The sequence below is a fragment of the Stenotrophomonas sp. A3_2 genome, assembly GCF_036624925.1.
Lineage (GTDB): Bacteria > Pseudomonadota > Gammaproteobacteria > Xanthomonadales > Xanthomonadaceae > Stenotrophomonas > Stenotrophomonas hibiscicola.
In genome coordinates, this window is sequence record NZ_JAZKVY010000217.1 from 1 (window position 1) to 21120 (window position 21120).

Consider the following 21120-nt stretch of genomic DNA (forward strand, 5'->3'; position numbering starts at 1 on the left):
CCCCCGGGGCCCCCCGGGCCCCCGCGGGGCGGGGGGCCATACTCGGGGCGGCCCCCCGGGGCCCCCCCCCGCGCCCCCCGGGCGGGCCGCCCCGGGGCCGGCGCTACCGGCAAGGCATCACGCGGCAAGTGCTTTTACCACCGCCTCGCTGAAGGCCGGAATGTCATCCGGCTTGCGGCTGGTGATCACGTTACCGTCGACCACCACCTCGGCATCGCGCCAGTTCGCCCCCGCATTGGTCAGATCCTGCTGCAGGGACGGCCAAGACGTCAGCGCGCGGCCATCGGCGAGGCCACTGTTGATCAGCAGCCACGGGCCATGGCAGATCGCCGCCACAGGCTTGCCTGCTTCGTCTACTGCGCGGACAAAGCCGAGTACAGCCTCGTCGGTACGCAGCGTGTCCGGATTGATGACCCCTCCCGGCAGCACCAGGGCATCGAAGCTGGCCGGATCGGCCTCATCCAGCGGAATATCCACTGCAACGGCGTCGCCCCAGTTCTTCTCTTTCCAGCCCTTGATCGTCGCCTCCTTTGCAGGCGACACGACGCTGACGCGCGCGCCTTCGGCTTCCAGCAGCCGCTTGGGTTCGGTCAGTTCGGACTGTTCAAAGCCGTGGGTGGCAAGGATGGCAATCTGCTTGCCCTTCAATCGTTCTGCCATGGGTGCACTCCGGTTGGGGGTGCCGACAGAATGGAAGAACGGCCCTTGCAGGGCAGTGACCCTGCCGTGCACGGCAGGTGGAGAGCTCCAGGTGGTGCCGGCCGCTGGCCGGCACCTGCATCGCGCCATGCCGGCCAGCGGCCGGCCCTACCCGGTACCGGTCAGCGCTTGGGCTGCAGCATGGTGCCGGTGCACTTGGGCGAGCCGCAGCGGCACTCCCAGATCTTCTTCAGCTTGGCAGTGTGACGCTCGGCCAGAGTGATGCCGTAGTTGTAGGTCAGTTCCTCGCCGGGCGTGATGTCACGCAGCGCCTCGATGAACACCTTGTCACCGCGGCTGTCGCCGTCCTCGTCTTCCTCGATCACGGCCTCGCAGTTCGGCTCGCAGCTGTGGTTGATCCAGCGCGCGTCATTGCCTTTGTAGTTGGCATCGATCACCCAGTCGTCGTTGAGGGTGAACAGGAAGGTGTGGCCGCTTTCGACGTCGCCGCTGTCATCGGCATCAACATCGCCGTGGCTGCGCAGCAGGCCCTTGTACTGGATCACGCGCTCGCCCTGCTTGATCGGGGCCACGGCGAACACGCCGTTGCCATGGATGGCGGACTTGCGGGCTTGGATCTTCTTCGGCATCGGCACGGGCTGTTTGCAGCGGATGGAACCTGGATTCTCGCCCATTCCGGGTGATTGCGAAAATCACCCCGGTAGCGCAGCATGGCGCCCCGGCAACGGCCCGGCGCGTCCTCCCGCCCGGCCCAGCGCCGGCTGAATGCCCGGGTTGGATGGCGGCGAATAAAAGCGTACAATTTCAGTCCGCTTTAAGAACCACTCGCATCCCCATGTTGCGTGTCACCAAGCTCACCGATTACGCCACCGTGGTACTGACCGTGCTTGCCGCCCGTCCGGGCGAGGTGCTCAGTGCCACCGAGCTGGCCGAATTCACCGGCCTGGAGCCGCCCACCGTCAGCAAGGTGCTCAAGCCACTGGCCCAGGCCGGCCTGGTCGAAGGCCTGCGCGGTGTCCGTGGCGGCTACCGCCTGACCCGCCCGGCCGTCGAGATCTCGCTGTTCGAAGTGGTCGAAGCGATGGAAGGGCCGCTGGCCCTGACCGAATGCAGCCACGACCACCACCAGTGCGGCATGGCGCCCAAGTGCGGCGCGCGCAGCAGCTGGCGGCTGATCAACGACGTGGTCTCCGAGGCCCTGCGCGATGTCACCCTCGCCCAGATCCTGCCCCCTCTCCCCCTTGCCGATGACGAACAGCGCCGCACCATCGCTGTCGACGTCGTCTCCTGATCCACAGGCAGCCCCCCATGGCCACCGAAACCATTGAAAACGTCGCCCACGACGACACCCCCAACCGCGAGATCCACGAGCAGCTCGGCCGCAAGTATTCGGCCGGCTTCATCACCGAGATCGAGTCGGACTCCCTGCCGCCGGGCCTGGACGAAGACACCATCCGTGCCCTGTCGGCCAAGAAGGACGAGCCGGAGTGGATGACGCAGTGGCGCCTGGACGCCTACCGCCACTTCCTGACCCTGCCGATGCCGGACTGGGCCAAGCTGGAGATCGCCCCGATCGACCTGCAGGCGCTCAGCTACTACTCCGCGCCCAAGGGCCCGAAGTACGCCTCGCTGGATGACGTGCCAAAGGAACTGCTCGACACCTACGACAAGCTGGGCGTGCCGCTGCACGAGCGTGCCAAGCTGGCCGGCGTGGCGGTGGATGCGGTGTTCGACTCGGTGTCGGTCGGTACCACCTTCCGCAAGGAACTGGCCGAGAAGGGCATCATCTTCTGCTCGATGTCCGAGGCCATCAAGGAGCACCCGGAGCTGGTGCGCCAGTACCTGGGCACCGTGGTGCCGGTGGGCGACAACTACTTCGCCGCGCTCAACTCGGCGGTGTTCTCCGATGGCAGCTTCGTGTTCATTCCCAAGGGCGTGCGCTGCCCGATGGAACTGAGCACCTACTTCCGCATCAACGCCGGCCACACCGGCCAGTTCGAGCGCACCCTGATCGTGTGCGAGGACAAGGCCTACGTGTCCTACCTGGAAGGCTGCACCGCGCCGATGCGCGACGAGAACCAGCTGCACGCCGCCGTGGTCGAGCTGGTCGCGCTGGAAGATGCGGAGATCAAGTACTCCACCGTGCAGAACTGGTACCCGGGCGACGAGAACGGCGTCGGCGGCATCTACAACTTCGTCACCAAGCGTGCCGAGTGCCGTGGCGCGCGCAGCAAGGTCACCTGGACCCAGGTCGAGACCGGCTCGGCGATCACCTGGAAGTACCCGTCCTGCGTGCTGCTGGGCGACGACTCGGTGGGTGAGTTCCACTCCGTGGCGCTGACCCATCACCGCCAGCAGGCCGACACCGGCACCAAGATGATCCACGTTGGCAAGCGCACCAAGAGCAAGATCGTCAGCAAGGGCATCAGCGCCGGCCGAGGCCAGAACACCTACCGCGGCCTGGTGCGGGTGGACCGCAACGCCGATGGCGCGCGCAACTACACCCAGTGCGATTCGCTGCTGATCGGCAAGCAGTGCGGCGCCCACACCTTCCCCTACATCGAGGTGAAGAACCCGGGCGCCACCGTCGAGCACGAGGCCACCACCTCGAAGATTTCCGACGACCAGCTGTTCTACTGCCGCGCCCGTGGCATCAGCCAGGAAGACGCGGTGTCGATGATCGTCGACGGCTTCTGCAAACAGGTGTTCCGCGAACTGCCGATGGAGTTCGCGGTGGAAGCCAAGAAGCTGCTGGAAGTCTCGCTGGAAGGTTCGGTGGGCTGACCGCCCGCCCCTGCCCCTCGCAAACGCATTCTCTTTACCGGCGGGCCGCGGCCCGCCCTACGGAAATCCCCACCATGCTGAAGATCGAAAACCTCCACGCCCGCATCGGCGACAAGGAAATCCTCAAGGGCCTGTCGCTGGACGTCCAGCCGGGCCAGGTGCACGCCATCATGGGCCCGAACGGCGCCGGCAAGTCCACCCTGGGCAATGTCCTGGCCGGCCGCGACGGCTACGAAGTGACCGAAGGCAGCGTGCAGTTCGACGGCGTCGACCTGCTCGACCAGGACCCGGAAGCGCGCGCCGCTGCCGGCCTGTTCCTGGCGTTCCAGTACCCGGTGGAGATCCCGGGCGTGAACAACACCTACTTCCTGCGCGCGGCACTGAACGCCCAGCGCAAGGCACGCGGCGAGGAAGAACTCGATTCCATGCAGTTCCTCAAGCTGGTGCGCCAGAAGCTGGCCGTGCTGCACCTGAAGGACGAACTGCTGCACCGTGGCGTCAACGAAGGCTTCTCCGGTGGCGAGAAGAAGCGCAACGAGATCTTCCAGCTGGCCGTGCTGGAACCGAAGCTGGCGATCCTGGACGAAACCGACTCGGGCCTGGACATCGATGCACTGAAGAGCGTGGCCGATGGTGTCAACGCACTGCGCGCTGCTGATCGCTCGTTCCTGGTCATCACCCACTACCAGCGCCTGCTGGACTACATCAAGCCGGACGTGGTGCACGTGCTGGCCGATGGCCGCATCGTCAAGACCGGTGGCCCGGAACTGGCCCTGGAACTGGAAGCGCACGGCTATGATTTCCTGAAGGACCGGGTCGTGCCCGAGGCGGCGGTCTGATGAGCGCCTTGCTTGATTCGATGGCCCAGGCCTTCTGCGGCAGCGATGCGCGCCGCGAAGTGCTGGATGCGGCCCTGCGTGACGGCCTGCCGGCCGCCCGCAACGAGGCTTGGAAGTACACCTCGCTGCGGCAGCTGGAACGCCGTGCGTTCGCTGCGGCACCGCTGCAGGGCCCGGCGCTGGACGCCGCCCTGCTGGACGACATCCCAGCGCCGCGCTTGGTGTTCGTCAACAGCCGGTTGGATGCCGCACTGAGCGACGTGCAGGCCCTGCCGGCCGGCGTGCAGCTGCAGCCGCTGTCGGCCGCACTGGCCGCTGGCGAAGACGCCGTGCGTTTCCTTGGCCGCCGCTACGAGCGCAGCGAGGAGATCTTCGCCCGCCTGAATGCTGCGCTGGCCGATGAAGGCGTGGTGCTGCGCGTGGATGAAGGCGTGCAGGTCGACGTGCCGCTGCAGCTGGTGTTCGCCAGCGTCGCCGGTGACACCGACCTGGCCTGGCATCACCGCCACCTGATCGAACTGCGTGCCGGCGCCAGCTTGGGCGTGGTCGAGCATCGCTTCAGCGTGGGCGACTCCGCCCACCTGGACAATACCGTGCTGCATGCCCATGTCGCCCGCGATGCCGTGCTCAAGCACGCCCGCGTGCAGGCCGGCAGCGCGCGCCAGACCAGCTTCCTGCGCACCGACGCGGTGCTGGCCCGCGACGCGCAGTACCACCGCGTGGACCTGGAACTGGGCGCCGCGCTCAGCCGCCATGAACTGAACGTGCGCCTGGAAGGCGACAATGCCCAGCTGACCGCCAACGGCGTGCTGCTTGGCAATGGCCGCCGCCACGTCGAAACCCGCCTGGGTATCGACCACATCGCACGCGATACCGCCTGCGAACTGCTGTGGCGCGGCGTCGCCGCCAACCGCAGCCGCGTGGTGTTCCATGGTGGCATCCAGATCCGCGAAGGCGCCGATGGCACCGACGCGAACCTGTCCAACAAGAACCTGCTGCTGTCGGCCGATGCCGAGATCGACACCCAGCCGACGCTGGTGATCGACGCCGATGAAGTGAAGGCCGCGCACGGCGCGACCGTCGGCCAGCTCGACGCCAACGCGTTGTTCTACCTGCGCTCGCGCGGGCTGCCGCAGGCACAGGCGCAGGCACTGCTGAGCGCCGCGTTCTGCCACGAGCCGCTGAAGATCCTGCCCGACGCGCTGCGTGCGCAGCTGGCACGTCGCCTGGACAAGGCACTGGCCGAGGCGGGTGTGGCATGAACCTGTCCACGCCGCGCCCGATCGAAGAACGCACCGGCGCCCCCGACTGGGACCGCGTCCGCCTCGACTTCCCGCTGCTGATGCGTGAAGTGCACGGCAAGCCGCTGGTCTATTTCGACAATGCCAACACCGGCCAGAAGCCGGTGCAGGTGATCGGCGCGGTGGACGAGTTCTACCGCCGCTACAACGCCAACGTCAGCCGCGCGGTGCATGCACTGGGCAGCGAAGCCACCGACGCCTACGAAGGCGCACGCAACACGCTGGCACGCTTCCTCAACGTGCGGCCCAGCGACCTGGTGCTGTGCAGTGGTACCACCTTCGCCATCAACCTGGTGGCCTATTCGTGGGCGCTGCCGCGGCTGAAGGCCGGCGACGTGATCCTGATCACGCGCATGGAGCACCACGCCAACATCGTGCCGTGGCAGCTGGTCGCGCAGCGTACCGGCGCCACCATCCGCGTGGCCGAGATCACGCCTGACGGCGCGCTCGACCTGGATGCGCTGCGCGCAGCGATGACCCCCGACGTCAAGCTGCTCGCGGTCACCCACGTCTCCAACGTGCTGGGCACGGTCAATCCGGTACGCGAGATCTGCCGTGAAGCGCGCAAGCGCGGCATCATCACCGTGGTCGATGGCTCGCAGGCCGTGCCGCACCGCAAGGTCGACGTCGCCGCGATCGGCTGCGATTTCTACGCCATCACCGGCCACAAGATGTGCGGTCCAACCGGTACCGGCGCGCTGTGGGCGCGCCGCGAGCACCTGGACGCGATGCCGCCGTTCCTCGGTGGCGGCGAGATGATCAAGGAAGTCAGCTTCGACGGCACCGTGTTCAACGATGCCCCGCACAAGTTCGAAGCCGGCACCCCGAACATTGCCGGTTTCATCGGCCTGGGTGTGGCTGCCGACTACCTGCAGCAGCTTGGGCAGGAGAACGTGGAAGCACGCGAAGCCGAACTGCTGGCGCACTTCACCGAAGAGCTGCGCCGCGTCGACGGCCTGCGCATCATCGGCGAAGCGCCGGAGAAGGCTGCGGTGGTCTCGTTCCTGATCGATGGCGCGCACGCGCACGATCTGGCCACCCTTCTGGATCTGGAAGGCGTGGCCGTGCGCTCGGGTCAGCACTGCGCACACCCGCTGCTGCAGTACTTCGGCGTCGCGGCTACCTGCCGCGCCTCGCTCGCGTTCTACAACACGCATGCCGAGATCGAGCGGTTCATGACGGCGTTGACGAAGGTGCGAAAGCTGCTGGGCTGAAGATTCGCCAGAATCAGGGAACTACGAGAACGCCGCAGGGAACTGCGGCGTTTTTTATTGCGCACTGGACACAACCAAGCAGAGGCGTGACCGGGAAGCACCGAGTGATGCCAGGAACGGGCAATCTCACCGTAATGCCGATCCATCCACCATCAACGGCCTTGAGGCACCGTCTCCTACATGCCAACAAGCATGGATACCCCGGAGACAATCAAGAAGACGTACATCATCACGACGCCCCTCAACACCCACCGTTCCCCCTGATGGAGCGCCTGCCCTTTGGAAGTAAGGGCAAGCACTGCAATACCGCGCAAGCACCTAAGCCACCAATCAACCTTGGTGATTCCGACTGCAGCGAGTACTTCCGGCCGTTCACGCTCGATTTTCAGCAACATCCTGTGAGCCGCAAATGCGTTTATCCACATGGCACCTAGAATGATGGAAGCCCAAATGGGGAAGCTCTCAACAAGGCTTTTCATCGTTCTTCACCCTGGCACCGCGCTATAAAAAATCGTCAAACACGCTCCGAAGATCAAATCATTCCGCAATTTCTGCAATACGGCAAACCCCTCCCCCCACATCCGCCTCAACCTTGACGTGGAGATTATTCGTAAAATACACATCCCCATGGCAAACCACTTGGACACCGCTCTCGTAGTAAGTTACAAGAAGTGAGGAATCAGTAGCGACCTCAGGCTTCACAACCCTGCTTTCACCGACAGGAATTGATCCTACGCCTACCACACCACCGCCAACCTCCAAGCTGACGCCATAAATCACGCCCCTTCCAACATTCTTTACAACAATCACCGGATCCGACAACCAATCACAACCCTGCAACCCCAGCGAAAGAACCACAGCAGCCAGGCATGATTGGATTCGACCACTCCACGCGGTTGAGTGCTCAGCATCCAACTTGCAGTTCGCCATTTCTTGCAGCCTCCGAACATTGAAACGACTTCCTGTGCGACTGCCGGAGCCACACAAGCCACGGCCCCACCGCGAGTACCACCCGAATCAACAGCAAACAGAGCCATTCATGGCTTAGTCCCAATTCAATACGCCGCGGGTGACGGAAAAGCCTGCGGAGCATGCCGAACAATCACCGGCGTTGCAGGCCCTTTGAAGCTACTCCATCACATAGCGCCCGCACACCCAATCTTCTACGTAGCAATCAGCTATGGATTCGATGCGTTCAATGGCGCAAGAAGCCCCTTGACGTACCCACCGAGACCAACTACGTCCTCAGCTGTACCAATCAGGTCCCGTCGCATCATCTTCTCGACATGCTCTACACCACCAAGTCGCGCGACAACATCCGCAAGGAAAGTGACATCTCCCGCAAATAACGTCACGTCCTGATCCAGCTTTACAACCCAGCGACCATCACGCGAAAACAAGAAATGATCACGCATGAAGTTCCCATCTTCCAACCAGTAGGAGCGCAGGCCATCCAGACCTCGCTCAATTTCCACGGGGTTTCCGCCGTCGGAGCTCTCTGAACATTGAACCGCGCACATCGCGATATCTGCAAAGTGCTCCGAAAGTGCGCTCAGCCACGCCACCCAAACATCATTCGGAGCAAAATCCTCATACAGGTTGCGATCAAACGCCATCCCAGCCCAGTCTTCCCGGAGGAGAGGGAGATCCGGAGGGTTAGAGTTTGAGAGAGATGCCGCAATGAAATCTGGCCAGCAACATGTATTTTTCATAGCTTCTCTGAATGCACTCAAGCCCACTCATCAATACTCCGCCTAACGGCCAACACTTGTGCTTCGGCATAGCGGGGATCGCGAATACGGATATCAGCATCATCAAGATAGTGCCATATCACGTGAGGAACCCCGATTTCATACGAACTTGACCGAAGCACGTTCTTGATAAATTCCGCCCTCTGGCACCAGCTAGACACCTGCTCCACGGAAGCAGGCTCGGATTCCAAAAGCCTCCGCAGACAGGCTAGAACGAGATTCTTTACATCGATAGCGCTCAATGCGAAACCTCGTATTCTTCAACCAAGCGGAAATTGCCCCAAAGCCTATCGACATGATCGATCAGCTCGCAATGACACAGACGCAATCGCGCAACGTGTAGAATTGAACAGCCCAGGAGTGAAATGGCGTACTGTGATATCTGTGAATCTGCCAGCCATCGAGAATGTTCCGAAGTCTCTGTCTGGCAAGTGTCAATCCTAACATGGAGACCATGCGATCACATGTTAGGCGCGCCTGTGGATCATCCCGCTTTCCTGCCACAGAAGGCAGAAATGAAAGCACATAACGCCATTTCCACAACCTATCACTCACTTCAGATCTTCAAGATTGACGAGCACATCTCCAAATTCCGCACGTGGAACGGGACCAGGGATTCGTAGGGAGCGGACTTCAAGGGGGCGTGAATTTCGCCAAGCAGCAGATCACCTGTCGAATTGTCACTCTCCCTTGTCCTGAACACCCCGATTATCGAGACCCATGAATACGCGTATTCATCAAATACGCTTTGCTGCAGATCTATTGGCCCTCCAATTCGAACTTGGGTCTCCTCAGTCACTCCGGCCTCAAACAACTCTTTGCTTGAATTCAGTACAAAGAGCTCCCGGCTCACCCCGAGATAGCCCTCCATCCGCACCAACTTTCCATCGAATAGCCGGGGCGTAGCAGCCAGTTCCCGGAAGCTGACCCGGCAGGCGGAGCTGCCCTCGACGCCACAGGTCGTTCCAAACGGTACGCCCACACCTTCTTGATACCTGCAACCAGCCCCATAAAAAATAAAAACAATAACCACGAAAAACCGGAAATCAACATTCACGCCCACACCCCCGCGTCGCCACCCAGCGCCATGGGATACCGCTCACTTTCGCTGCACTCCCGCAAACCGCCCCTCCTCTGCCAGCCGAAAAATTCGCAGAATCATTGATAGCCAAGTTCATCAACAACAGCCTTGCACTTGGAATCCAAATCGACATGAAATGATTTCAACTCCTCGGACGGTAGTTTCCCGTCGTCCGAGCGATGCATTACTGCATATCCGCGCAACCCTGCCACCGTCCCCTCAGGAGCAATGTTGTAGATATCCCCACCCCACCCCGCGACGACTTTACATAGTCAGCCACCACCAAAAGACAGTCGTCATCCAGTCGACCGCTTCCTATTTCATGTAGCGAACAACCAGCGACAGATACGAGACATAGCGCTGAAGTTAGCGCAAGCCCTTGAAGAACCATCGCTCGTCGTCGGCATCGAGATGAACTTGTGGATTTCACAGCACTCCCGCCACTTGTCGAGAAACCCAGGAAGGAACACTGTGGGCCGCCTGCCCCCCCCCGCGTTTGCAGTAATGATTCTATCAATAGCGCGTCAGCGACTGTTTGACGACAACGTGCTCCCATTCTACTTGGGATAGCCTTTCGCCCCTCGCCCCATCAGCCATGGCCATCTGAACCAGCTCACCAGAAGGCTCATACACCGTACGCTCGATGACATTTCCATTGACAGCGGTGATCGCCACCGTTGAAACCAACGCATCGGTGTAACTGTACTCGACCACTTCCTGGGCAGCGGCCAGCACTATATTCAGGCCACACGCACCAACACCGCGAGTACCGCCCGAATCAGTGGAGAGCCAGCCCTTTTTCCAGCCGACAGCCCGCCCTCGACCTCTCGGCAACAATCGTCACGCACTCATTCACAGGAAGCCCACAGGTGTCCGCCGACCTGACGACACCTTGATGATCGGCTAAGACGAAATATACCCTCAATCTTGCGCTTCCAGCCTGATCAAATGATTTCCTGACATCAATTAAATGCACCCTGCATATTTGCGCTTCTGGCACACTTTCGGAACTGAAAACTGACTCGAGCGCCTGTGCGTAGTGATTAGCCGCTGCGTTTCTTGGCTCATGATTTATGACCACACCCAAACCTCCATCTCTCCCGCCACAGGCTGCAAGCCCTAACAAGCAAAGCGCCGCTACAATAATATCGACCAGCCGCCCAAAGCGATCAAGCACTTGGGAATTTTTCACTGAATCCCCTCCCAAAACTTAGCGCACGCGCAGTCTACATCCTTTCACAGGCCCCGATCATTCGCTTCACGATGACCGAGGCACACTGGCCTTCGTCAATACCACAAGTCCCCGCAGTCAAGAATTTCCCGCCGCCATCAGTCAGTACATAGAAAATCCTTCTATTTCTCCGACCCTCCCGAGAGAGTTCGAGCTGCGATACCACCAACTCTGCATTCACTTTCCGCGCCCCGTCCACAGGACGCGAATGCATGAGCTCATCCATATCAGCATGGATCTTCTGAGATGAGGAGCTGTCGTGGTCCTGGTTGGCCACCCGAAGAAGACAACCGCGGTCCTGCACACAGGAGGCGAGAAGCGGCATCGATAAGGCAGCAGATAGAAAAACTATGATCCTCATCGAAACCTGCCCATCCAATGACCTCGAGTTCAAACCAGAATACGCTCCACACCACCCGTTCCTATCATTGAATCCGAACGAATTATTATGGACATTCGCGCAGTTGCAACCTCTAATTGGAAATCCCCACCCCGCAAGGTGGAATTCCGACCCGTTCATGCCGCAGCCTCTGAAGATCCATCTCCATCAATTCGCGCGTAGTCTCCGGCGGATCAAGACGCAAGCCTTCCTCGAGGATTTGCATTGCGCGCCTACAGTCCCCCCCGCCTTGCTCAAGGGAGAGGAACAGTGCCAATCGCTGCATTGAACTAACGTCAATTCGTGCGACTCCCTCCTCAAGCCAGTAGCGATACCGCTCCATGTCGCCACGCGTCGAGTAGTGCCATTCGAGCTTTAGACGGGCCTCTGCTCTCCCGTTTTCAGCCATCGAAATCTGACGTTCCAACTCCTCCTCGGAAAGGGCCAGACTTGGCGCTTCATCATATTTCTCATTTCGGGAAAGCCGCTCTTCCTGGGGCTCCCCGTTACCGCAGCCAACAAGCAGCAAAGACAAAGCAACAGAATTCGAAAGAATTTTCATTGCTTCACCTTCACCGTTTCTACTCTACGAATTCTGGACCCCAATTCAGGCTCAGCAAACTGATAGGATATTGAACCATCAGCTTTGATCGTAATCGAACGAATGGCGGGACCCGCCGGCCCCGTCCCTCCAGGCGAGAACCTCTGTCATACACCTGCACCTCCGGTTCCGTTCTCACCCATACTGACACGGAGCGTCATATCATCTCCAGGCTTGTAGTTTTTTGGATAGCGAACGAATCCGTTGGGAGCATAGACGGACGACTTATTCAGGTTCGCCCATCCCTGAGCAAAAGCCTTTGCCTGACCGATTTCCGCCCCCAAGTGGCAACCTGCCATGAATATTTCCTGGCCCTGTTTTAGCCCAAACTGGGTCCGAGCCATATCCCAGGAGCTGACTGTGGAGTAGTTTTCCATGCGCCCCCCTCGCTGGTCCTGAATGACCATGTTATTGGCGTGCCCTGCGACCGTGAACTTGCCCGGAATGTTGAGCGCATCTCCTGCCGCTCTCAGCCCGTTCGGATCAGCTTCACTGAACACGTTCATGTCTGCCCTGCCGTCCGGATCCTTGAACTTATACGGATTGGCAGAAGCGTAGCGATAGCGATTGAATGAAGCCCCTTCCGAACTAGCTGCAACTGGATCAGCCCCCAGAAATGCGACAGTTTGGAAGTCATAGTACCGCTGCTGCATGTAACTCAGCCCGGTCCCCGGGTCCGTCACATGCCCCGTATATCCCGGCCCATCCTTCAACGGCCGATTCACCACCGCCCCATACGGCTCATACACCGTACGCTCGATGACGTTTCCGCTGGCATCGGTGATCGCCACAGGTGACCCAGTGCGTCAGTGTGGATGTACTCGACGACTTCCTGTGCGACCGCCGGAGCCACACAGGCCGCCAGCAGCACCACCGTGGGCACCGCCCGAATCAACAGCGAACAGAGTCCATTCATGGCTTAGTCCCAATTCAATACGCCGCGGGTGACGGGGAAGTCTGCGGACCATGCCGAACAGCCACCGGCGTTGCAGGCCCTGACAATGTAGAGACTGGCGCAGTAGGTCCCGCCGCTCGACTGCACGTAGGTATTGGGGCCGGTGTACAGGCGCCGTCCAGCTCCGGAAGGCTCAAGCTGATACTCCGTTGCCCCCGGAACCGCGCGCCAGCCGACGCTGCATTGCACCTGATAGGGCGCCTTGCGCGTGCTGAGCCACTCCGCCACGTAGATCTGAGTGGCTGCAGGAGGAAGCACGACGGAGACACTGGCGATGCCCGAGTAGGGACTGCACCCCGCGAAATTGCATGCCCTCACGCGATAGGCGTAGCTGCCATTGCCACGGCTGGCAACAAAGCTGTTCCCGCCGCCGTTATGCACCACCGTCCAGCCACCACCGTTGGCACGCTCCTCGCGCGAATCAGCAGGAAAGGTTCCGGCTCAGCACGCTACGGTTGAAGGCGTGCAAAACCACCAGCGCGGCAGACATCGCAGCTGGATCCGACATGGGCCTGGACCGGAATGCATCTCCCCGCCATCGGCACCGCTCTCCAGTTGGAAGCCAGTGACGCAACCGTCCCTAACGGTTGATCGACGAACGAGCCCCAACCACCATCACGCGACACTACCATCTTCAAAGCGAAAAAAGAAATGTGGGCGTCAAGAAACTAATGATGAATCAACAGACACCCCATCGTAATCAATAGATGCAAACTCAGAAACCGACATCTTCCCTTGAATGCGCAGCAAGCCAATGTAGGCTGACTTAGCCAGGAGTGACTTAGAATCATTCGAACGGAGCACCGCCCTGAGCCATTCCTCGATTGAAGCTGCATCAAGCCTCCTCCGAAGCACTGCAGAAACAAGCGATTCAATCATAAGCCTCCGATTATCATCAACAGGCTCCTGCCCCACCGTAACAATTCCAATAAAACAACCAAGAATCAACGGATCTGCCCAACGCAACCCGCCGATGAAAATGGCCCTCTCTCGGATCTCCGGATCACAATGGAACAATGACCTCGATACCAATACATAGTTTGAAGAGTCGGGTTCGGCCGTGAGAACCCGCGACATCTTGTAAAGCCGTTCAAGCAGCAGTTCATCTTCAGCCATCAGGAGTCTCCTGCATTTGCAACTACACGAGCGCCCCGAGGGGCGGTTGCGCGCCCACCCGATCAACGCATGCGCTTCAATCGGAAAAAGGTACAAACGCTGCGCACTACTGCAGGCTTATGGACAGTATTCATCCGCGGGCCACTTCACAACCGCTGCAGTCACTTCAAGTCTTCCAGATCCAGCGCCACTTCCTCAAAGGCGCCACGTGGCATTGGGCCGGGGACCCGAAGAAATCAGACATCAAGCGGAGCATGGATTCCGCCAAGAAGTAGATCGTCCGTCGACGCATCTGGCCGGTCCAGATCTCGCGCCTGGTCTGCTCACGCTTGCCCAGACCCTCGGCATCATCAAATATCAGCTGCATGGATAGCTTCTCAACGTGTGCCGCCATTGTCTCTCATGCGGCCGACCAGCGGCCGGCACTACCGAAATGGTTGCTCAGAGGATCATCAAAGGGCGGTAAGCACTGGGCGGATTTGCCGCTTCTGCCTAAGACAGCTACGAACTCTTCCCGCGCAGCAAGCCAACGAAAAGTGGTATGTAAGCCACCGTAAACGCCGCCAGAAGTATGAGCGTCCACTCAATGAATGAAATCCCTGTATGCCCGTAAACGAGACGCAGCAACCCATAGCTGGCAATCGTGAAAACGGCAGCTTTTGCGTAATAGACGGCGACGCCCTTCAGGATCAATTTGATCTTCATATCCTACTTCAACTTTTCCTACTTCAACTTATCGTTCACAAGTGGTTCCAGATCGCCTGATGAACTGACCGCCGTACCGACGGCATTGGCCGCTGTTTGGGTGGGATTGGAGTATTTAAACCCAGGAGTGGCTTCCTTTATACCCTGCATCAGATTTCCTGTCGCAGTTCGCTCAGTCTGTGTCATCCCAGCACTCGCACTTCTAGCCGCCACACCAGGCGCAGCAGAAACAGCTGCCCCTAAGCCAGCCGTTCCTCCGCTCAAGGCTGCGCCCTTCGCAACCTCGGATACAGAAGCGGTCTTACCTTCAAGCTGTGCATTTGCTTGAACTGAAACCGCGCCGACGGCTGCATTTCCAACCACGTTTGCGGCAATGGCTCCACCGGTAGTGGCAGCTGTGCTTGCAACGGCACTTACTCCACCACTTAGCGCACCAGCCGCTGTTGCGACAGCAACTTGCCCCCATTTTACTTGGGAGAATCTTTCGCCCATCGACCCTTCAGCCATAGCCATCTGAACACCGATGTTCACAACTGCGCCTATTGGCGCGCCCCACAAGCACTGGGGGCAGCGCCCATCCGGATCTTTGAACTTGTACGGGCTGTTGTAAGCATAGGCGTAGCGGTTTAGATGGCGCATATCGCCCCCTTCAGCCGTTACCGGATCAACGCTCAGGAAAGCCCCTAACGCCGGATCCATGTACCGCTGCTGCATGTAACTCAGCCCGGTCCCCGGGTCCGTCACATGCCCCGTATATCCCGGTCCATCCTTCAACGGCCGGTTGACCACCGTCCCATACGGCTCATACACCGTACGCTCGATGACGTTTCCGCTGGCATCGGTGATCGCCACCGGTGAACCCAGTGCATCAGTGTGGATGTACTCGACGACTTCCTGTGCGGCCGCCGGAGCCACACAGGCCGCCAGCACCACCACCGTGAGCACCGCCCGAATCAACAGCAAAGAGAGTCCATTCATGGCTTAGTCCCAGCTCAGTACGCCGCGGGTGACGGGATGGTCGGCCGACCACGGCGAGCAACCACCGGCATTGCAGGCACGCACGCGATAGTCACCAGCACAGTAGGCATTGCCGCCTGCACTCACATAAGCGTTCGGCCCGGTATACAGGCGCTTTCCACCGCCACCACTCTCAAGCTGGTACTCGGTCGCATCGGCCACTTGGCTCCAGCCCACCGAGCACTGCACCTGATACGGCGCCTTGCGGGTGGTCAACCATTCGGCAAGGTAGAAGCTGGGCGTGCCAGGCGGAAGTGCGACCACAACCGTCGCAATGCCCGAGTACGGACTGCACCCCGCGAAATTGCACGCCCTCACGCGATAGGCGTAGCTGCCTTTGCCACGGCTGGCACCAAAGCTGTTCCCGCCGCCGTTATGCACCACCGTCCAGCCACCACCGTTGGCACTCTCCTCCAGCACGAAACTCTCGCTGTTGGCCGGCACCGACCAGCTCAGGCTGTACTGCGGCACGTTCACCAGGCCCGGCGCGCTGATCACCGGCTCGATCGTCGGCGGTCCGATCACCGCTACCGTCGACGTGGCCGACCACGGTCCGCAGCCTGCGCCATTGCAGGCGGCAACCCGATAGCCATAGCTGCCGACCCCGCGCGCGGCGGTGGCATAGGAACCCGCGTTGCCGTCGAACAGCGTGACCCATCCACCACCATTGCTGCTTTCCTGCAGGGTGTAGCGCGTGGCACCAGCCACCCCGTTCCAGCCAATGCCGATACTGCCCGGCGCAGCGCGTGCCGGCGCAGAAAGACCTGGCGCAGTAGCAGGCGGATACACCACCGTCACTGCAGCCGTGGCGCTGTATCCCGTGCACCCCACCGGGTTACATGCGCGAACCCGGTAGTTGTAGCTTCCCGCTGCCTTGCCACTGAAGGCCTTGGACTGACCAATGGCGTTGTGCACCTGGGCCCAAGCACCACCATTGGCGCTTTCCTCCAGCTCATAGCGCTCGGCACCGGAAGCCGCAGACCACCCCACGCTGTAGCTGCCATTGAAGGCCGTGGCAGGCAGGTTCAAGGTCGGTACGGTGGATGGCGCCAGTGCGACGGCCACTGATGCGACATTGCTCCATCCGCCGCACACCGCCCGGCAGCCGCGCACCCGGAACTGATAGGTTCCCGTGACCAGGCCGGTGCTGGTGAACGATTGCGCCGCGCCATCAAAGACCGTGCTCCAGGTGCCCGCAAGGGCGCGCTGCAGCTCATAGCGGTTGGCACCACCGGCCGGGCTCCAGGTCAGGTTCACGCTGCCCTGGATGATGTAGCCCGGCGCACTCAGCGCGGGAACGCTGGGTGCGGCTTCGCCATGCACCTGGGACACCAGGCTGCCTGACAGGTAGAGATAGTCGGTCTGTTTGCCGGTACGTTCGTTGCGCTGGAATCGTAGCACACCGCCGTTGTCGTAGAACGAATAGATCGCCCCCTTGCCACTGGCGCTGGCCTTCACCCGGCGCCCGTGGGCGTCGTACTCGTAACTCTCTGCTGTACCCGCCGCACGCAGTCGGTTGCCGTAATCAAACGCGAAAGCTTGACCATTGCGCACCGATAGATTGCCCTGCACGTCATAGCCAAGACCGGTCACGGTTGCCCCGGTTCCGGTTTCGATCACGTTGACCAGCCGATTGGTCGGATCGAAATAGTGCGTACGATCGCGGCTGCCGACCTTGGCACGGCGCAGGTTGTCCAGCGCGTCATACTCATACAATGCGTTGCCGAAGCCCGGTGCAGTGACCGTCCGCAACCGGTCCAGGCCGTCATAGGTCATGTCCCGGTTGCCGGGCGCCCCGGGCAGGCCATCGGAAATGGCCATCACGTTGCCGCCAGCATCGTAGTCGTAGCTGTCATCCAGCACTGCGGCCGCTGCAGTGGCATCGCGGCTGCGGTCGGGCAGCCCGCGGGCATTCTGGGTCAACGTGTGCACGATCCCGTTGCCATAGACAAAGCGGGCCAACGCGCCATTGGCAAAGTAACTGGCCTCCTTTGCATAGCCGCCGACCGTCGTCGCCCGACCCAGTGCATCCGGCGCATAGCTGACGACACGCCCCCCCGGATAGGTATTGCTGGCCAGTGTGCCGTTGGCATCGTAGCCATAGGCCAGGCTCAGGCTTCCCAGATCCGGATGCTGCAGGGTTCGCCGCTGAGCAGGCGGCGGCGGTTGTACTGGTAGCGGTTGACGACCATCGGCCGGGCCGGGTCGTTCTGCGTACTGATCTCGGCAGGCAGACCATCAGGCGCGTAGGACCAGTTCTGATTTCCGCGCCCATCCGGGAAGATCAGGGTCGACAGGCGGTTGGCAGCATCGTAACTACGCTTCACCGCACGTCCACTGGCCAGCGCTTCACTGCGGTTGCAGTCGGTGGTGCTGGTCAAACCCGTGCCGGCCGCCGACCACAGCACGTTGCCTGCCGCGTCGTAGTCCTGCACGGTCGCGCCGGTTTCCGGTTCGATGGTCTTGCACAGCTGCTGGTAGCCGTCATAGACGTAGCGGCGGGTCAGCGACTGGCTGCCGTCTGCACTGCGGCGGGTGATCGCCAGCGGCTTGCCCAACGTGTCTCGCTGGATCTCGGTCACCACGCCTTCCGGATGCTGCAGCGTCAGCGGCATCTCATAGCTGGGCTGGTCGTACGCAAGATGACGGGTCGTCGTGGCCTGGCCGCGTGGATTGGTCACCTTCACCGACAGATTGCCCACGTACTCGGTGCGGGTAACCAGTGCCCCCAGCTCGGACGATTGACTGACCACGGTGGGGCGGCCCAACGCGTCGTACTGCGTCGTGGTGCCGGTCAGGGTGGCATTGATATCGGAGAACTGCCGCGTGGGATACGAGGCAAACACGGTCTTGCCGCTGGTGTCGTAGCGGGTCACCACGGCGCTGTCCAGCACGTTGTTGGCGTTTTCGGTCACCAGCACCGGGCGGAACATCGCATCCAGGTAGGTATCCGTGCGCCGCCCGCCCTGCGTGCGGGAGTGCTTCCACGCACCAGCGGGCACCCCCAGCTGCGCGCCCCCCAGTCGTTGCAGGTCCATGGTCACGCCATTCCAGTTCACGCTGTCACCGCCTGGGAACTGCTGGCTGCGCAGCCTGCCCATGCTGTCGTAGCTGAAGCTGGTGGTTGCGCCGGTTTCGTCGGTCAGCGAGGTGATCCAACCGTTGTCGTCGACGGCAACCGTGCGCACCGCGCCATTGGGCGCTTCGGGCGTAGCCGGCATGCGCAGCTGCTGCGGAACGCCACGCTTCCATCCCGACAGATGGCTGGTATTGCCGCGGCCATCGGCCACCGAGGCAACCGTGCCGTCGGCTGCGTAGGTCACCTGCTGCGCCAGGCGGCCGAATGCATAGGCGCGTAGCGGCAGTGCTTTGGCCGTATCGAATTCGGTGCGGGACTGCTCGATGCCATTGAGCACACTGCGCGCCACCTGGCCGTTCACCCACAGCGCGGGATTGTCGTAGTAGCTGGTGCTGCTGGTGCGACTCTGGCCGGCGGAATTCGCTTCGACAACGGTGACTTCGCGCGCAAATGCATCAAAGGCCTGCACGGTGCGGGTGAACTGCACGCCATCCTGTTCCACAACGGTGGATTGGACGGGGCGGTTGTAATGGGCCTTGAGATCGTTGGCACCGTACTTGAAGTCCTTGCCGGCCTCCTTCGGGAATGGCGCCGCATCCAGCTGGGCATCCGGATAGTAGTTGTTGCGGTCAATGCGCACGACCGCGCCACCCGATCGCGTTGTCGTGGACAGCAACAGACCGTCGTTGTAGGCAACTTCCTTGCCGAACTCATAGACGCGAACGACACCATCGGGCAGCGTTTCAGTGGTGATCTTCGGCTCTGCCTGGCCCACCGGGATTACTGGACCGCCCAGGTCCTGGGCGAAAGCACCGTTGAGATTGGTGTATTGATAAGTCCACTGTGCAGTGGGCATGCCCGGACCGCTGATGGTCTTGGTCACCAGCGACATTGCGTCACGGTAGACCGGCGTGTAGTTCCAGCCATCGGCAAACAGGTGATTGTCGCCAGAGGTCTGGCAATCCAGCTTTACATTCTTGCGCCCGTGGCGGAACGGGCGGAACAGGAACGTTCCCAGCGCACCCGACGGATGCTGGATGCTCAGGGTGATCTCGCTGGGCACGATCTTGTTGACGCGCGAGCATGTGGCCGGGTAGTCCATGTACTCCCAGATGCTCTGCCCGATGTAGTCGGCATACTTGTGGGTGACTGACAGCGGCGGCAGGTTGTAGACCCATTGGGTACCGTCCGGCAGCGTCACTGTCCGCAGGATATCGGCCTCCGTGTACCCATAAGTCCAGGTGCGCCCTGCAGCGGTTGCGGACGCGATCAGTCCTTTCGCGTTGTAGCCCAGGCTGATCTCGCGGCCATCGTTGGCAACCATGCGCAACAGCCGGTCGCCACTCCACTCGTAGCGCACCCAGTTGCCGAAGCGATCCACAACCTGCGATGGGTACAGGAACACACGCTTTCGATTCAGCAGTGCATTGCTCTCTGGCCCGTAGGGTTGCAGCGTTGCACCGTTGTGGGGCTTGGCGACCATCCAGTCGAAGTAGTACTTGGTACCGTCGGGCGCATGACCAAGGAAGCCTTGTCCCGGCTGTCCGCTCTTCAGGGCGGTCAGGCAACTGAACGTCCAGCCGCCCTTGGTATTCCAAGGCGCCGGTTCGCCAAACTGTGGCTGCGGCTGGCGCGCATCACCGCTGCCTCCCAGGACCGGCTCACCGCCACCGCCTGGCAGGGAAAGGCGCACGCCATCCCAGAATGTAGTGGGACTGAAATTGACGGTCTGGGTTTGGCGACGGTTCCAGACCTCCAGCGCTGGGGGCGCCGCCACCGTACTGCAGCGCGCAGCAGGCGCCCAGTAGCCGACAGCAGCGGTCTCCGGCAGATCACCATAGACGCCGGACATGGACGGAATATCCAGATCCCAATCCGAGAATGGGCTCTCACTACTGCCATCGCCATCGCGATAGCTGCGGCCCAAGGTCATCGTCAGGCTGCCATTGCCCGGAATCGAAACATCCGTGGCCTTGAAGCTGATCGAGCCGTCGTAGAGATTGACCTGCTCGCCGAAGATCTCGCCCTTCAGCGGTTCGACAAGGTCCCCGTACTTCAGTCGCTTGTCGTACTCCTGCCGCCAGGTGGGAACGATCTGGGCGGAAACGCCGACCGGTGCCAGCACGCACAGGGCAACGACACCGAGAAGAAGACCCTTGGCAGCCATTGCGGCGCGCGGATATGAAATGAGGCCAGACTGCATGCAGATCCTCCCTGGATCGACGTCCCTGTGTGCCCCACCCGCGCCGAACGGCAGTTGACCTTCGACCAGGCGGCACCCACGCCGGCAGACAGCCACGCGTCGCTTCACGGTGGGCGGGTGCTGGTCACAGATATGAACGAATAATGAAGATGGCGTCAAGTCCACGTATTGGCCACACTCGGCAAAGTCACGTCAGCCAGCGGC

General features: G+C 61.1%; 20 protein-coding genes. 5 read left to right on the forward strand and 15 right to left on the reverse strand.

The window, feature by feature from the left end; genetic code table 11:
- Positions 1–117: 117 nt before the first annotated feature.
- Positions 118–660: a type 1 glutamine amidotransferase domain-containing protein gene (locus R5H29_RS07215; RefSeq protein ID WP_019659400.1), complete on the reverse strand. Its 543-nt coding sequence runs from the start codon at positions 658–660 to the stop codon at positions 118–120.
- Positions 661–821: 161 nt separating this feature from the next.
- Positions 822–1289 carry an SET domain-containing protein gene (locus tag R5H29_RS07220; protein WP_026346957.1) on the reverse strand — a complete coding sequence of 156 codons (468 nt, stop codon included), beginning with the start codon at positions 1287–1289 and terminating at the stop codon, positions 822–824.
- 206 nt (positions 1290–1495) lie between these two features.
- Here R5H29_RS07220 and R5H29_RS07225 point away from each other — a divergent pair, with 206 nt between their 5' ends.
- The 5 genes from R5H29_RS07225 (at position 1496) to R5H29_RS07245 (ending at position 6798) form a co-directional block, all read left to right on the forward strand.
- Entirely contained in the window at positions 1496–1951 is a 456-nt protein-coding gene (locus R5H29_RS07225; protein WP_021203135.1) for an SUF system Fe-S cluster assembly regulator, read from the forward strand.
- 17 nt (positions 1952–1968) lie between these two features.
- Positions 1969–3444, forward strand: coding sequence for a Fe-S cluster assembly protein SufB (sufB, locus tag R5H29_RS07230; RefSeq protein ID WP_019659402.1), 1476 nt, complete (start codon positions 1969–1971; stop codon positions 3442–3444).
- Positions 3445–3518: 74 nt separating this feature from the next.
- Positions 3519–4283, forward strand: coding sequence for a Fe-S cluster assembly ATPase SufC (gene sufC, locus R5H29_RS07235; RefSeq protein ID WP_111098228.1), 765 nt, complete (start codon positions 3519–3521; stop codon positions 4281–4283).
- Positions 4283–5545, forward strand: a complete 1263-nt coding sequence (gene sufD / locus R5H29_RS07240) for a Fe-S cluster assembly protein SufD (protein ID WP_332328983.1) — start codon at positions 4283–4285, stop codon at positions 5543–5545. The genes sufC and sufD overlap by 1 nt, the downstream gene beginning before the upstream one ends.
- The gene (locus R5H29_RS07245; protein WP_134735518.1) at positions 5542–6798 is read left to right on the forward strand and encodes a cysteine desulfurase; all 1257 of its coding nucleotides are present in this window, start codon (positions 5542–5544) and stop codon (positions 6796–6798) included. Before sufD ends, R5H29_RS07245 begins: the two co-directional genes overlap by 4 nt.
- A gap of 176 nt (positions 6799–6974) precedes the next feature.
- Here the strand turns inward: R5H29_RS07245 and R5H29_RS07250 are convergent, their stop codons facing one another.
- From R5H29_RS07250 to R5H29_RS07310, 13 genes are all read right to left on the reverse strand, one after another.
- On the reverse strand, positions 6975–7277 hold the full coding sequence (locus R5H29_RS07250) for a hypothetical protein (protein ID WP_227844100.1): 303 nt from the start codon (positions 7275–7277) through the stop codon (positions 6975–6977).
- A 58-nt stretch (positions 7278–7335) separates the two neighbouring features.
- Positions 7336–7608: a hypothetical protein gene (locus R5H29_RS07255; RefSeq protein ID WP_260833102.1), complete on the reverse strand. Its 273-nt coding sequence runs from the start codon at positions 7606–7608 to the stop codon at positions 7336–7338.
- A gap of 368 nt (positions 7609–7976) precedes the next feature.
- Entirely contained in the window at positions 7977–8414 is a 438-nt protein-coding gene (locus R5H29_RS07260; RefSeq protein WP_332328984.1) for a hypothetical protein, read from the reverse strand.
- Positions 8415–9105: 691 nt separating this feature from the next.
- Positions 9106–9606, reverse strand: coding sequence for a hypothetical protein (locus R5H29_RS07265; RefSeq protein WP_332328985.1), 501 nt, complete (start codon positions 9604–9606; stop codon positions 9106–9108).
- Positions 9607–10143: 537 nt separating this feature from the next.
- Positions 10144–10365, reverse strand: coding sequence for a hypothetical protein (locus tag R5H29_RS07270; RefSeq protein WP_332328986.1), 222 nt, complete (start codon positions 10363–10365; stop codon positions 10144–10146).
- A gap of 969 nt (positions 10366–11334) precedes the next feature.
- Complete coding sequence (locus R5H29_RS07275) at positions 11335–11802, reverse strand: hypothetical protein (protein ID WP_332328987.1); 468 nt, start codon at positions 11800–11802, stop codon at positions 11335–11337.
- Positions 11803–11948: 146 nt separating this feature from the next.
- A complete protein-coding gene (locus R5H29_RS07280) occupies positions 11949–12632 on the reverse strand; it encodes an RHS repeat-associated core domain-containing protein (RefSeq protein WP_332328988.1) in 684 nt (227 codons plus the stop codon).
- Between the two features lie 824 nt (positions 12633–13456).
- A complete protein-coding gene (locus tag R5H29_RS07285) occupies positions 13457–13912 on the reverse strand; it encodes a hypothetical protein (RefSeq protein ID WP_126561027.1) in 456 nt (151 codons plus the stop codon).
- Between the two features lie 166 nt (positions 13913–14078).
- Positions 14079–14279, reverse strand: a complete 201-nt coding sequence (locus R5H29_RS07290; RefSeq protein WP_146205522.1) for a hypothetical protein — start codon at positions 14277–14279, stop codon at positions 14079–14081.
- 134 nt (positions 14280–14413) lie between these two features.
- Positions 14414–14617 carry a hypothetical protein gene (locus R5H29_RS07295; RefSeq protein ID WP_010485953.1) on the reverse strand — a complete coding sequence of 68 codons (204 nt, stop codon included), beginning with the start codon at positions 14615–14617 and terminating at the stop codon, positions 14414–14416.
- An 18-nt stretch (positions 14618–14635) separates the two neighbouring features.
- Positions 14636–15595 (reverse strand): RHS repeat-associated core domain-containing protein, encoded by a 960-nt coding sequence (locus tag R5H29_RS07300; protein ID WP_332328989.1) that lies wholly within the window; start codon positions 15593–15595, stop codon positions 14636–14638.
- A gap of 3 nt (positions 15596–15598) precedes the next feature.
- A complete protein-coding gene (locus R5H29_RS07305) occupies positions 15599–17557 on the reverse strand; it encodes a hypothetical protein (RefSeq protein ID WP_332328990.1) in 1959 nt (652 codons plus the stop codon).
- A gap of 188 nt (positions 17558–17745) precedes the next feature.
- Positions 17746–20916 carry a hypothetical protein gene (locus R5H29_RS07310; protein ID WP_332328991.1) on the reverse strand — a complete coding sequence of 1057 codons (3171 nt, stop codon included), beginning with the start codon at positions 20914–20916 and terminating at the stop codon, positions 17746–17748.
- Between the last annotated feature and the right edge of the window lie 204 nt (positions 20917–21120).